Annotated in this window: 12 protein-coding genes; 6 read left to right on the plus strand and 6 right to left on the minus strand. The window is 62.8% G+C overall.

Going from position 1 to position 12,630, the window contains the following annotated elements; genetic code table 11:
• Positions 1 to 230: 230 nt before the first annotated feature.
• Positions 231 to 1,853 (minus strand): thiamine pyrophosphate-binding protein, encoded by a 1,623-nt coding sequence (locus RBB18_RS08795; RefSeq protein ID WP_103763609.1) that lies wholly within the window; start codon positions 1,851 to 1,853, stop codon positions 231 to 233.
• A gap of 168 nt (positions 1,854 to 2,021) precedes the next feature.
• Entirely contained in the window at positions 2,022 to 2,978 is a 957-nt protein-coding gene (locus RBB18_RS08800; protein WP_306110898.1) for a CoA ester lyase, read from the minus strand.
• 143 nt (positions 2,979 to 3,121) lie between these two features.
• Here RBB18_RS08800 and RBB18_RS08805 point away from each other — a divergent pair, with 143 nt between their 5' ends.
• The 4 genes from RBB18_RS08805 (at position 3,122) to RBB18_RS08820 (ending at position 7,418) form a co-directional block, all read left to right on the plus strand.
• Positions 3,122 to 4,408 carry an MFS transporter gene (locus tag RBB18_RS08805; protein ID WP_306110899.1) on the plus strand — a complete coding sequence of 429 codons (1,287 nt, stop codon included), beginning with the start codon at positions 3,122 to 3,124 and terminating at the stop codon, positions 4,406 to 4,408.
• A gap of 104 nt (positions 4,409 to 4,512) precedes the next feature.
• Positions 4,513 to 5,514, plus strand: coding sequence for an N-acetyltransferase DgcN (gene dgcN, locus RBB18_RS08810; protein ID WP_103763606.1), 1,002 nt, complete (start codon positions 4,513 to 4,515; stop codon positions 5,512 to 5,514).
• Between the two features lie 78 nt (positions 5,515 to 5,592).
• Positions 5,593 to 6,558, plus strand: coding sequence for an N-acetyl-D-Glu racemase DgcA (gene dgcA, locus RBB18_RS08815; RefSeq protein WP_103763605.1), 966 nt, complete (start codon positions 5,593 to 5,595; stop codon positions 6,556 to 6,558).
• On the plus strand, positions 6,555 to 7,418 hold the full coding sequence (locus RBB18_RS08820; RefSeq protein WP_103763604.1) for a D-amino-acid transaminase: 864 nt from the start codon (positions 6,555 to 6,557) through the stop codon (positions 7,416 to 7,418). The genes dgcA and RBB18_RS08820 overlap by 4 nt, the downstream gene beginning before the upstream one ends.
• Positions 7,419 to 7,700: 282 nt before the next feature.
• Here RBB18_RS08820 and RBB18_RS08825 read toward each other — a convergent pair whose 3' ends face one another.
• Genes RBB18_RS08825 through RBB18_RS08835 form a run of 3 tightly spaced genes read right to left on the minus strand, consistent with a single transcriptional unit; the run spans position 7,701 to position 9,197 of the window.
• On the minus strand, positions 7,701 to 8,015 hold the full coding sequence (locus RBB18_RS08825; RefSeq protein WP_103763603.1) for a DUF1244 domain-containing protein: 315 nt from the start codon (positions 8,013 to 8,015) through the stop codon (positions 7,701 to 7,703).
• Between the two features lie 21 nt (positions 8,016 to 8,036).
• On the minus strand, positions 8,037 to 8,378 hold the full coding sequence (locus tag RBB18_RS08830) for a 5-carboxymethyl-2-hydroxymuconate isomerase (RefSeq protein ID WP_103763602.1): 342 nt from the start codon (positions 8,376 to 8,378) through the stop codon (positions 8,037 to 8,039).
• Between the two features lie 48 nt (positions 8,379 to 8,426).
• Positions 8,427 to 9,197, minus strand: a complete 771-nt coding sequence (locus RBB18_RS08835) for an N-formylglutamate amidohydrolase (protein WP_274593653.1) — start codon at positions 9,195 to 9,197, stop codon at positions 8,427 to 8,429.
• A 117-nt stretch (positions 9,198 to 9,314) separates the two neighbouring features.
• On the opposite strand from RBB18_RS08835, the gene pyk reads away from it, so the two are divergent.
• Both pyk and RBB18_RS08845 read left to right on the plus strand, forming a co-directional pair.
• Positions 9,315 to 10,760 carry a pyruvate kinase gene (gene pyk, locus RBB18_RS08840; RefSeq protein ID WP_103763600.1) on the plus strand — a complete coding sequence of 482 codons (1,446 nt, stop codon included), beginning with the start codon at positions 9,315 to 9,317 and terminating at the stop codon, positions 10,758 to 10,760.
• A 46-nt stretch (positions 10,761 to 10,806) separates the two neighbouring features.
• Positions 10,807 to 11,031 (plus strand): hypothetical protein, encoded by a 225-nt coding sequence (locus RBB18_RS08845; RefSeq protein ID WP_103763599.1) that lies wholly within the window; start codon positions 10,807 to 10,809, stop codon positions 11,029 to 11,031.
• A 43-nt stretch (positions 11,032 to 11,074) separates the two neighbouring features.
• On the opposite strand, the gene adh is transcribed toward RBB18_RS08845, so the two are convergent.
• The gene (gene adh / locus RBB18_RS08850) at positions 11,075 to 12,595 is read right to left on the minus strand and encodes an aldehyde dehydrogenase (RefSeq protein ID WP_103763598.1); all 1,521 of its coding nucleotides are present in this window, start codon (positions 12,593 to 12,595) and stop codon (positions 11,075 to 11,077) included.
• Between the last annotated feature and the right edge of the window lie 35 nt (positions 12,596 to 12,630).

The raw sequence follows: 12,630 nt of genomic DNA on the forward strand, positions 1-12,630 counted from the left end.
CTTCCGTAATTGACGCGGGACCGCCCCGCTGAACCTGCTTAACAAACAGATAAGTCAGGCACACAACGGTATCGTTCGCGCTAACGTATTGGTGAAGCTTCGTGTATCGAGATTGGGGTGCGATTGCGAAAAGTCGCCTAAAAATCGTACCTCTCGGCGGAAATACCCCGATATGGGTGTAAATTCGCCGGTTTTTTGGGCGAATGTTACAAAATTATGAGCTAACAGGGTCAGATACGTCCGTCATACCCGCCCGGTTCGATCTCGGCTGCGATCACGGTGAACGTCTTGCAGGACTGCGCCTCCTGCAGAGCCGCGCGCAATTCGGCTCGGTTACGCACAGTGTGACCCGCGCCGCCGAAAGAGCGGCCCATGGCGGCGAAATCGTGCCGAGCGAAGTCGACGCCCTGGTTCTGCATCTGTCGCTGTCGCTGTTTCAGCTCGATCAGCGCAAGGCTGGCATCGACGAAGACAAGGAAGATCGGTGTCAGCCCCAGCTCCGACGCGGTCGCGAGCTCCCCCGCGACCATCAGAAAGCCCGCATCGCCGGAAAAGCTGATGATGGGCCTGTCCGGCTCGGCGATCCTGAGGCCAATGGCCATCGGCACGGCGCACCCCATCGTGCAAAGACCCGAGGATTGGATCAGACCGCGGGGCTCGCTGCAGCGCCACATCTGGCTGAGGAGAATCCGATGCGCTCCGCTATCGGCAGTGGCAAGCGTGGTATCGGGCATCACTGCACGGGTTTCGGCGATGACAGCGGCGGGGCCCCAGTCATCGCCATGCGGAAAGGCGTCGGCCAAGGCCGCCCGCGACTTGTCTGGCGCGCCGTCCGCCCAAGTCTCGCGGACCGCCGTATTCTGGGCCAGCATCTCGAGCGTTTCTCCGGTATGGCCGACGAAGTTCAGCGTTGCCTGATGCATGTAGTGGGTGTTGGGTACAGCGGCGATGTCGATAACCGTCTGCCGCGCCGGGTCGACGGCGTTACGCCAGCCGGTGCGCATCTCGATCGGGTCATACCCGATGCACAAGACAAGGTCCGCCCGGGCGACCAGCGGAAGCAGGTGCGTGTCGGCCAATGGCGACAGGCCCGCAGCGCCGAGACAGAGCGGGTGGTCTTCCGGCAGGACTCCCTTGGCCTTGTAGGTGGTGACGAAAGGAATGCCGAACTGTTCCAGAAAGGCTCGCAACACAGTATGTGAGCTGTCTTGGAGTACATCCAGGCCGACAATGGCGACAGGGCGCTCCGCCTCGGCCAGGGCCGTGCGCGCACGCGCGGCGTCGGCGCCACTGGGGGCAACGGGCGATGCGGCGGGTCGAACGGGGCGCGGTATATCGGCCGAAACGGGCGCATCCGCGACGCTGATCGGCACGTCGATCAAGACCGGCCCGCATCGCGGCTCGGTTGCGATCGACACGGCCTTGTCGGCCACGATGCCGGCCCCGGCGGCCGTCAGTTGAAATGTCGCCTTGGTGATCGGGGCAAAGACGGCGCGGTGGTCAAGGACCTGATGCGTGTAGGTCAGCGCCTCGTCCGCGTCGACGCATCCGGTCAGCACGATCATCGGAACCCGGTCCTGCTCGGCGTTGGCGACGACGTTGACGCCGTTCATGGCGCCGGGCCCGACGGTGGCGACGAGGATCGCAGGTGCGCCGTCGCGGTGATGTACCGCCTCGGCCATGAACCCGCCGGCGTTTTCGTGTTTGACCAGCGTGAACCGGATGCCTGCCTTTTCGAGCGCGTCAACGACGGTCAGCACTTCGCCCCCTGGCATACCGAACGCGTGGCGACACCCCGCCTGGTAAAGTCGCTGAGCAAGAATGTCGGCGGCACGAAGCGGGGGAGTCGTCATCGTCTGTCCTTGAAGCGGTTGGTCCTGTGGCGGAGCCTAGCCGCAGTCGCAATGGGATGTCCCGTGACATTTGTAAAACTGTAATCACGCATGCGTCAGAAAGCGGGATCTTCAAAATAAAACGGCCCCCGAAATGCCGGGGGCCGTCCTTTCCAGCGCGATAGCAGGTCAGTCTTCGATCATTTCTGCCGATTTGACGATGACCTCGGCTTGCTTGATCGAGGCGATGTCGATCAGGCGACCCTTGTAGGTGGTCGCGCCCAGACCCTTCTTCTTGGCTTCTTCCATTGCCTCAAGGATCTCGCGCGCTTCGGTGACGGCTTCCTCGGTCGGGGTGAAGATCTCGTTGCACGCCTCGACCTGGCTGGGGTGGATCGCCCATTTCCCGACCATACCTTGCGTCAGCACACGCAATGCCTGCGCGCGAAAGCCTTCGGGGTCGGAGAAGTCGCCGAACGGGCCATCGACCGGCAGAAGGCCATGGGTGCGGCAGCAGGCGACGATCTTGGCGGTCGCCCAGTGCCACGGGTCGACCCAGTAGTTCTCGCCTTTGCGGTGCATGTAGTAATTTTCCTGCGTGCCGCCGATGCCGGTGGTCTGCATGCCCATGTAGGCGGCGAAGTCGGCGGCGCCGAGGCTCATCGCCTCCATCCGGGGGCTGCCTTGCGCGATATCCTCGACATGGCATATGCCTATCGCGGTTTCGATGATGCATTCGAAGGCGATACGCTTCTTGTGGCCCATGGCCATCTCGATCGAGCTGACCAGCGCGTCGACGGCGTAGATATCATCGCCCGATCCCGCCTTGGGGATCATGATCATGTCCAGCCGGCCATTGGTCTGCTCCAGCAGATCGACGACGTCTTTGTACCAGTACTGGGTATCAAGGCCGTTGATGCGCACGCTAAGGGTCTTCTTGCCCCAGTCGATGTCGTTGATGGCCTCGATGGCGTTCTTGCGGGCCTGGTCCTTGTCCGACGGCGCCACGGCATCTTCGAGGTCGAGGTTGATGACGTCGGCCTTCGACGCGGCCATCTTCTCGAACAGGCTGGGGTTGGAGGCCGGGCCGAAGAGTTGGCAGCGGTTGGGGCGCGCGGGTGCGGGAGGTTGCGGGCGGAAACTCATATTGTGATCCTTTGGTCAGATTGTTGCGAAACCACGTCGCAGACCAGCTATAAAATTGCGCGGACATTGGCAAGCAGATGACAACGACCTTCTCGCGTCGCAAACGCACGGTCGCGGCATCGCTCACCGATTAGCATGGCCGCATGAGACGCGCCTTGCTGGAAAACTGGGCCCTGTTCCTGGGCATGACGATGCTGATGGTGGCCAACGGGCTGCTGGTGACGTTGCTGACGATTCGCGGCGCGGGGATCGGGTTTTCGGACTTTTCCATCGCGATGATGCAGGCCTGCTATCCGCTGGGGGCACTGGCCGGAACGGTCGTCACCCCGCGATTGATCGAGAAAGTGGGGCATATCCGCGTCTTCTCGGCGCTGGCTTCGATGGTGTCGGTGGCCGCGATTGCGCACCTTCTGACCAGCGATCCCGTCAGCTGGAGCGTTATGCGCCTGTTGGCGGGGTTCTGTTTTCCGGGCCTCTACGTGATCACCGAAAGCTGGCTGAACGCCAAGGCCGAAAACCGGCTGCGGGCGCAGATCCTGTCGGTCTATTTCATCATCCAGACGGCGGGACCGGCGCTTGGGACAGCCATGGTGGCCTTGCCGGACCCGACGGGAAACATGCTCTTCGGGCTTGCCTCGATCCTGCTGTCGGTGGGGTTCGTGCCGCTGCTTTTGTCCAATAATCGGGCCCCGGATTATACCGCTCCGGAACGGATGCCGGTCGCCCGGCTCTACCGCGTGTCGCCGATGGCCGTGCTGGGGATCGTGATCATGGGCGCGGGGGTGGTTTCGTGGTTCATCGCCTTGCCCCTTTATGCCCTGCGCAGCGGATTTTCCGAGGCGCAGGCGTCGGGCGCGCTGGTGGTCGCGATGATCGTGGCGGCGGTGGTGCAATATCCCGTTGGCTGGATTGCGGACAACGTGGACCGGCGGTTCGTCGTCATGGGGCTGGCCCTGATCACCGCGGCTGCGGCGCTCTGGATGGCGGTGGATACGGCGCCGTCGCGGATCGTTCTGGGCTTTTCGGTCATCGCGGCGGTGTCCTTCCCGGTGTATTCCGTGCTGGCGGCGCATGCCAATGACCACCTGAGCCCTGGACAGATCGTGGCGGCAAGCGGAACGATGGCGTTCCTGCTGCAACTGGGACAGTTCGGCGGCATGTTGCTGGGGCCGAACCTGATTTCCATGATGGATGGGCGGGGCCTGCAATTGTTCATCTTCACGACAAGCGTCGTGGTGGCCGGAATCGCCATTGCCCGGCGGGTTTCGTCCGAGCCGCCAGAAGAAACCGGCTCCGTCCAGGCGATGGGCGTTCTCGGCGTGCCGCAACCCGGGCTGCTGCAGGCCGAGACCTTGTCGGATGAGTTGGAGGGGCGGGTAGATGCATCCGACCCCGGGACGCAAGAATCTGCTGAAAAATTCGCAAGATGACAGGAAATCTTGTCGCGCTACGGTCATCGGCGGCCAAATTGGTACCAAATACAACGGGATTCATCGCACCATTGTGCAAACCTGATTCCGGAAAGGACTGCGAGATGATCGAGACCCCGTACCTGCTTTTTCTCGGCGATGCGCCTGACATGCTGGCGGCCAAGGTTGCTATTGGCATTCGGGACTGGCGACCGGAATACGCGACGGGTCAGATCCGGTTGCCGGGATGCGGGGCTGACCTTGGCCTGACGGACTTGTCGCTGGCCGAGGCGCGGGAAGCGGGCGCCAAGACGTTGGTGATCGGTGTGGCGAACCGCGGTGGCGTGATATCGGACAAATGGAAGGAAGTGCTGCTGGAGGCGCTTGCGATGGGCTATGACATCGCGTCGGGCCTGCACAACCTGCTGAAGCACGAGGAGGACCTTGTGGCAGCGGCACAGAAGCATGGCCGCACGCTGCATGACGTGCGCGTGCCGTCGGTGCGCTATCCGATCGCGGATGGCAAGAAACGCAGCGGCAAGCGTTGCCTTGCGGTCGGCACCGATTGTTCGGTCGGCAAGATGTACACGGCGATGGCGATGGAGCGGGACATGCATGAACGCGGCATGAAGGCCGCGTTTCGCGCCACGGGACAGACGGGTATCCTGATTACGGGCGACGGCGTGCCACTGGATGCTGTGATCGCCGATTTCATGGCCGGGTCGGTCGAGTACCTGACGCCGGACAATGACGACGATCACTGGGATCTGATCGAGGGGCAGGGCAGCCTGTTTCACGTGTCCTATTCCGGGGTGACCATGGCGCTGATCCATGGCGGCCAACCCGATGCGCTGATTCTGTGCCACGAGCCGACGCGCACGCACATGCGCGGTCTGCCGGATTATAGCTTGCCCAGCCTTCAGACGCTGCGTGACACCGCGTTGCCGCTGGCACAGATTGCGAATGCGGACTGTCGCGTCGTCGGTGTTTCGGTGAACACCCAGCACATGAGCGAGGACGACGCGAAGGCTTACCTCGCAAAGGTCGAGGACGAGATGGGGCTGCCCGCGACGGACCCGTATCGCTTTGGATCGGCCAAGCTGGTGGACGCGCTGGAGGCTTTCTGATCCAACCGTTCTTGCTGGTGGCGTCTGCCGGATGCCTCCGGCGGGGATATTTATGGCCAGAAGAAGGGGCCGTTATTGATGCAAATTACCGTGACGCGCGATGTGTTCAAACTGGCGCAGGTGTTCACCATCAGCCGGGGCTCGCGCACCGAGGCAAAGGTCCTGACCGTGCGCGTGACCGAAGGCGGCATCACCGGCTGGGGCGAATGCGTGCCCTATGCGCGGTATGATGAGACGCTGGACAGCGTGACGGCGCAGATCGAGAGCCTGCCCGAGGAAGTTTCCCGCGAAAAGCTTTACGGACTGTTACCGGCTGGTGCGGCGCGGAACGCGGTGGATTGCGCGCTGTGGGATTTGCAGGCGAAACAGGCCGGAAAGCGGGTGTGGGACTTGGCCGGATTGCCCGCGCCGGGGCCTGAGATCACGGCCTATACGCTATCGTTGGATGCCCCGGAAAAGATGCGGGAGCAGGCGGCGAAGAACGCGCATCGGCCCCTTCTGAAGATCAAGCTGGGCACGCCCGATGACATGCCGCGGCTGGAGGCCGTACGTGCCGGCGCGCCCGATGCGAAAATCATCGTGGATGCCAACGAGGGCTGGAGTGCCGAAGTCTATGCCGACCTTGCCCCACACCTTGTGCGGTTGGGCGTGGCGCTGGTGGAACAGCCTTTGCCGGCGGGGGAAGACGACGCGTTGCTGGGCGTGGAGCGGCCTGTGCCGGTCTGCGCGGATGAGAGCTGTCACGACCGCGCTAGCCTGCCCAGGCTGAGGGGCAAATACGACATGGTGAACATCAAGCTGGACAAGACCGGTGGGCTGACCGAGGCGCTGGCGCTGCGCGAGGCGGCGCTGGCCGAAGGGTATGACGTGATGGTGGGCTGCATGATCGGGTCGAGCCTTGCGATGGCGCCCGCGGTGCTGGTGGCGCAGGGTGCGACGGTGACCGACCTTGACGGCCCGCTTCTGTTGGCCGAAGACCGGGACGAACCTTTGATTTTCGACGCGGCCGGGGTGCATCCGCCCACCGCAAAGCTATGGGGATGACGATGCGGACCGTGTATGTGAATGGCGATTACCTGCCCGAGAATGAAGCGAAAATCTCGATTTTCGACCGGGCGTTCCTGATGGGGGACGGGGTGTACGAGGTGACCAGCGTGCTGGGCGGCAAGCTGATCGATTTCGAGGGTCACAATCGCCGTCTACAACGGTCGCTGGACGAGCTGGACATGCCGCACCCGGCGGTGCTGGATGATCTGCTGGACATCCACCGCGAGCTGGTGCGGGTGAACGAGATCGAGGACGGTCTTGTCTACCTGCAGATCACGCGGGGTGCGCCTCGCGACCGGGACTTTGCCTATCCCGATCCCGACACGCCGCCGACCGTGGTTCTGTTCACCCAGTCGAAGCCCGGGCTGGCGGATAACCCCGTGGCGAAAAAAGGTATCAAGATCATCACTGTAGAGGACATGCGCTGGGGCCGTCGGGACATCAAGACGACGCAGCTTCTGTATCCGTCGATGGGCAAGATGATGGCCAAGAAAGCCGGTTGCGATGACGCGTGGATGGTGCAGGACGGGTTCGTGACCGAGGGCACCTCGAACAACGCCTATATCGTCAAGGACGGCAAGATCATCACCCGCGCGCTGTCGAACGACATCCTGCACGGGATCACCCGGGCCGCCGTGCTGCGCTTTGCCGAAGAGGCGCAAATGCAGGTGGAGGAACGGAATTTCAGCGTCGACGAGGCCAAGGCGGCCGACGAGGCGTTCGTCACCTCGGCCAGTGCCTTCGTCATGCCGGTGGTGGAAGTCGACGGTGTGGCTCTTGGCGACGGGACGCCCGGCACGGTGGCGACGCGGTTGCGGGAAATCTACATCGAGGAAAGCCGGAAAGTCGCGGTCTGAGCGAATCGAAGGTTAACGCTGGAAACCCACGTCGGTATCGCGTCGGTATCTGGGTGGTATCGCGACGGTATAATCCGCAAATCGCGTTCGTTGACCGACCGTCCGGTGCTCTGGGGCCGATCTGACCGATGAAGCAGCGTTCCCGTCCTTCGAAGCGCTTGGCACCGGGGTCGATCTGGCCCGCAGACAAGACCGCCCTGCGTGGGGACATGGGTGAGGCCGATATGGCCCGCGCCGGCGTTGTTGAAGTGCGACAGCATCTCGCGGGCGGGCCTCATGACCTCAGGTCTTGGAGCCCACGTTTTCGGCAAAGGACTTGTCGAACGCCGCTTTCTTGTCGTCCGAGGCGTCGGTCTGATAGTTGGCTTTCCACTCGTCCATCGTCATACCGTAGAAGATTTCGCGCGCCTCGTCCTTGGTCATGTCGATGCCGCGCTCGTTCGCGGCTTCCTGGTACCAGCGGCTGAGGCAATTGCGGCAGAAGCCGGCGAGGTTCATCATGTCGATGTTCTGCACGTCGGTGCGTTTTTCCATCAGGTGTTCACGCAGGGTGCGGAACGCGGCGGCCTCAAGTTCGATGCGGGTTTGATCGTCCATTTCCGGGGTCTCCTTTTTGAGTCAGAGCATACGCTTCATATAGGGCTGTTGGATATCATCCAACCGGACGGTCAGGCTGCCGACGTCCGGCAGGTGGGCCTGAAGCGTGTCGAGCGTCAGTTGCGCCAGTTCGGCACGGACAGCGTCACTGCGGCCGGGCAGGAGGAGGAGCGTGGCGTGGGCGAAGGTTTGTGGCTCGACCCCGATGCGCGAGGCGGTGGCGGCGATGGTGCGGGTGCGCACGGTGTCGGGTGCGCTGACGCTATGGTGACCCGCGAATTTTTCCCAAAGGTCGCCGCAAAGCGCCTGAAGGTCGTGGCTGTCTTCCAATCCGCCGGAATGTTCGATGATGATGTGCGGCACGGGGCGTCTCCTGACGTGAGGGATGAGCGTGAGGGCGGTTGAAGTGAATCAGCCCGGTTGAGGTGATACAGTCTCTAATTCGGCACCGGCATGACCAGCCGCTTCAATCAGCATGGGAGCAAGGCGATTGGCCCAGGCGGTTTGCTGGTCTTCGCTGATGATGAGGTCGTTGCGCAGTTCTATCAGGGCATTGAGACGCTGATAGGCGATGCCGTGACGGGCGATGGCGTCGCCGGGCAGGTGGCCGCCATAGGGCTCGTTCTCGCCTACGCAGATGTCTGTTTCTTGCGCCATTCGGTTGATCAGCGGACGGGTCAGGCGCTCGTCCGTGGCATAGAGCACGCCGATGTGCCAGGGCCGCGGCGGGCGGCCCTGAAGCTGGCGGGTGAAGGAGTGGATCGAGACGATGATCGTGTCGTCCTGCCGTGCCGCCATGCGGGCCAATTCGCTGTGATAGGGTCTATACAAGGCGTTTAGCCGCTGTTCGATATCGGCCGGGCCGACATGGCGGTTGGCGGGGATGATGGTCCCGTCATAGAGTTTCATCACGAGGGTCGGGTCATCCTCGCCCCGGTTGGGGTCGATCACGAGGCGGGAGAAGTTGGTCATGATGCACGGTGCGCCGAGCGCACGGGCCAACGCACGCGCAACCCCGGCGGCGCCCGGATCATAGGCGATGTGGCGCGCCATGTCCGCCGGATCGAGCCCGAGCGAGCCGCCGTTCACGAAGGGCGGAACGGTGTTGGCGGCATGATCGCAGGTCACGAGCCAGCGGGAGGGACGATTTGCCCCTTCTGTAAAAAACGGTCGATATGTCATGGTGATGTCATCTCTTGACCACCACTTTTATGTCAGTTGTCAGGAAATGGGAATTGGGTAATAAACCCTCTGTAAGTTTAGCGCTAACGCAAGCTGAACATAAAGGTAAGGACAGACATGAGACGCCATCGCAACGTGAAGATCGTGGCCACCCTGGGCCCGGCATCGGAGACCTATGAAACCATCCGCGCGCTGCACGAAGCGGGGGCGGACGTGTTCCGGCTGAACATGAGCCACGGCACGCAGGACGATATTCGCGCCAAGCACGAGATCATCCGCCGTGTCGAAGAGGAGATGGACAGCCCGATCGCAATCCTGGCCGACCTTCAGGGGCCGAAGCTGCGCGTGGGGCCGTTCGAGAACGGGTCGGAAGAGCTTGAGGAAGGCGCGTCTTTCCGGCTGGACCTGGACGAGGCGAAAGGGACGATCGACCGGGTGAACCTGCCGCATCCCGAGATTTTCCAGGCGCTGAAGCCCGGTGCGCGGCTGTTGGTGAACGATGGCAAGATTCGCCTGAAGGTGACGAAATGCGGCACTGACTTTGCCGAAACCGAGGTGATTACCGGCGGCACGATTTCCGACCGCAAGGGTGTGAACGTGCCGGACGTGGTGCTGCCGCTGGCGGCGCTGACAGAGAAAGACCGCGACGACCTGGAATTCGCCTGCGAGCTGGGGGTGGACTGGCTGGCGCTGAGTTTCGTGCAACGGGCACGGGACGTGATCGAGGCCAGCGCGCTGGTGCGCGGACGGGCGGCGATCATGGTGAAGGTGGAAAAACCCTCTGCGGTGACCGATTTCGACGAGATCCTGGACGAGGTGGACGGCATCATGGTGGCGCGGGGCGATCTGGGCGTGGAACTGCCCGTGCAGAACGTGCCGCCGTTGCAAAAGCGCATGGTGCGCAAGTGCCGGGCCGCGGCCAAGCCGGTGATCATCGCCACGCAGATGCTGGAATCGATGATCGCAAGCCCGATGCCGACGCGGGCCGAGGTCAGCGACGTGGCGACCGCGATCTACGAAGGGGCGGACGCGATCATGCTGTCGGCGGAATCGGCGGCGGGCGACTATCCCGTAGAGGCAGTGCAGACGATGGACAACGTGGCGCAAGAGGTCGAGGACGACCCGACCTATACCGAGATCATCGAAGCCTCGCGCAAGGCGGACCGGACCACGGTGGCCGATGGCATCGTCGCCGCCGCGCGGGAAATCGCGGAGACAACGCAGGTCGCGGCGATCTGCTGTTACACGCAAAGCGGGACGACCGCGCTGTTGACCGCGCGGGAGCGGCCGCGCGTGCCGATCATCGCGATGACGAACGTGCGCGAAACCGCGCGGCGCCTAACCCTGAACTGGGGGACGGATTGCGTGATGACGCCCGAACTGACGCGGTTCAAGATGGCGGTGCAGAACGCCACGCGCGCGGCGCTGAAACAAGGCTATGCCACCGAGGACGACCTTGTGATCGTGACTGCGGGCGTGCCGTTCAACGTGCCGGGGACCACCAATATCCTGCGGGTAGCGCCTTGTAACCAAAAGGAACTTTCTTCGACCGACCAGGACTGAACTGCGCTATACTATTGCGCAGAGCAGTTCATGGAGGATCTTTGAAATGGATCCCGATCTTATTTTCATCATCGGCCTGGTTCTGGGCGTTTTTTCAATCCCGTCGATCCTGTCGGCACTGTCTGACGGGCATGCGCCGCGGGTTGCGGCGATTACGATCATCTCGTCGGGGCTGATGGTGTTCTGGGCGGTTGGGAACAAGCCGGGCGGATACGATATCAACGAGATCCCCAACGTCTTTGTCCAGGTGGTGGCGCGGTACCTGACCTGACATGGAACAAGGGGCGACACGCTGTGCCGCCCCGAACCCTGCCCTAAAAGAAACCCAGCTTGTTGGGGTTGTAGCTGACCAGCATGTTCTTGGTTTGCTGGTAGTGGTCGAGCATCATCTTGTGGTTCTCGCGCCCGATGCCGGATTGCTTGTAGCCGCCAAAGGCCGCGTGGGCCGGGTAGGCGTGGTAGTTGTTGACCCAGACGCGCCCGGCCTGGATGCCGCGGCCGAAACGGTAGCAGGTGTTCGCGTCGCGCGACCAGACACCGGCGCCAAGACCGTAGATGGTGTCATTGGCCAGCGCCAGCGCCTCGGCCTCGTCCTTGAAGGTTGTGACAGAGACGACCGGGCCGAAGATCTCTTCCTGGAAGACGCGCATCTTGTTGTGGCCCTTCAGGATGGTCGGCTGGATGTAGTAGCCTTCGGACAGTTCGCCGTCCATCTGCGCCGCCGCACCGCCGGCGAGCACCTCGGCGCCTTCCTCGACACCGATTTGAAGGTAGCTGAGGATCTTGTCCTGTTGTTCGCGGCTGGCCTGGGCGCCGACCATCGTGTCCATCAGGCGAGGATCGCCCTGCTTGATGGCTTTCACCCGTTCGATGGCGCGGGCGATGAACTCTTCATAGATGTCTTCCTGGATCAGGGCGCGGCTGGGGCAGGTGCAGACCTCGCCCTGGTTGAAGGCGAAGAGCACGAAGCCCTCGATTGCCTTGTCGAGAAAGGCGTCGTCCTTGGCCATGACATCGGAGAAGAAGATATTGGGGGACTTGCCGCCCAGTTCCAGCGTGACCGGGATGAGGTTCTCGGTCGCGTATTGCATGATAGTGCGGCCGGTCTGGGTGGAGCCGGTGAAGGCGATCTTGGCGATGCGGTTGGATTTCGCGAGCGCCGCGCCCACCTCGGCGCCGTAGCCGTTGACGATGTTCAGCACGCCATCGGGCAGAAGATCGGCGATGACCTCCATCAGCACCATGATCGCGGCGGGGGTCTGTTCCGCCGGTTTCAGGACGATGCAATTGCCGGCGGCCAGCGCAGGCGCAAGTTTCCACGCGGCCATCAGAACCGAGAAGTTCCACGGGATGATCTGGCCCACGACGCCCAGCGGCTCGTGATAGTGATAGGCCACAGTGTCGGCGTCGATCTCGGACATCGCGCCTTCCTGTCCGCGCAGGACGCTGGCGAAATAGCGGAAGTGGTCGACGGCGAGCGGGATATCGGCGTTGACAGTCTCGCGGATCGGCTTGCCGTTGTCCCATGTCTCGGCCACCGCGATCAGGTCGAGGTTTTCCTCGATCCGGTCGGCGACCTTGAGCAGGATGTTGGCGCGTTCGGTGGCCGAAGTGCGACCCCAGGCGTCTTTCGCGGCATGGGCGGCGTCGAGCGCCAGGTCCACGTCGGCGGCGTCGGACCGGGCGATTTCACAGACCGCCTGGCCGGTGATCGGGGTCACGTTGTCGAAATACTTGCCGTTCACGGGTGGGGTGAATTTGCCGCCGATGAAGTTGTCGTAGCGGGATTTGAACGGCGATTGGAATTCCGCCGAGAGTTGCGTGAGTTCGTTCATGTTGGTTCCTCCTGGTCGCCTCGGGTCCTCCGCCC

The sequence above is a fragment of the Roseovarius sp. MMSF_3298 genome (assembly GCF_030733705.1).
Lineage (GTDB): Bacteria > Pseudomonadota > Alphaproteobacteria > Rhodobacterales > Rhodobacteraceae > Roseovarius > Roseovarius confluentis.

Bases quoted from the DNA above. Each gene is read 5' to 3' on its own strand.
- dgcA (WP_103763605.1), top strand. From the start codon at position 5,593: ATGCAAATTACCGTGACGCGCGATGTGTTCAAACTGGCGCAGGTGTTC.
- pyk (WP_103763600.1), top strand. From the start codon at position 9,315: ATGAGACGCCATCGCAACGTGAAGATCGTGGCCACCCTGGGCCCGGCA.
- RBB18_RS08805 (WP_306110899.1), top strand. From the start codon at position 3,122: ATGAGACGCGCCTTGCTGGAAAACTGGGCCCTGTTCCTGGGCATGACG.
- RBB18_RS08800 (WP_306110898.1), bottom strand. From the start codon at position 2,978: ATGAGTTTCCGCCCGCAACCTCCCGCACCCGCGCGCCCCAACCGCTGC.
- RBB18_RS08825 (WP_103763603.1), bottom strand. From the start codon at position 8,015: ATGGACGATCAAACCCGCATCGAACTTGAGGCCGCCGCGTTCCGCACC.
- dgcN (WP_103763606.1), top strand. From the start codon at position 4,513: ATGATCGAGACCCCGTACCTGCTTTTTCTCGGCGATGCGCCTGACATG.
- RBB18_RS08845 (WP_103763599.1), top strand. From the start codon at position 10,807: ATGGATCCCGATCTTATTTTCATCATCGGCCTGGTTCTGGGCGTTTTT.
- RBB18_RS08820 (WP_103763604.1), top strand. From the start codon at position 6,555: ATGACGATGCGGACCGTGTATGTGAATGGCGATTACCTGCCCGAGAAT.
- adh (WP_103763598.1), bottom strand. From the start codon at position 12,595: ATGAACGAACTCACGCAACTCTCGGCGGAATTCCAATCGCCGTTCAAA.
- RBB18_RS08795 (WP_103763609.1), bottom strand. From the start codon at position 1,853: ATGACGACTCCCCCGCTTCGTGCCGCCGACATTCTTGCTCAGCGACTT.
- RBB18_RS08835 (WP_274593653.1), bottom strand. From the start codon at position 9,197: ATGACATATCGACCGTTTTTTACAGAAGGGGCAAATCGTCCCTCCCGC.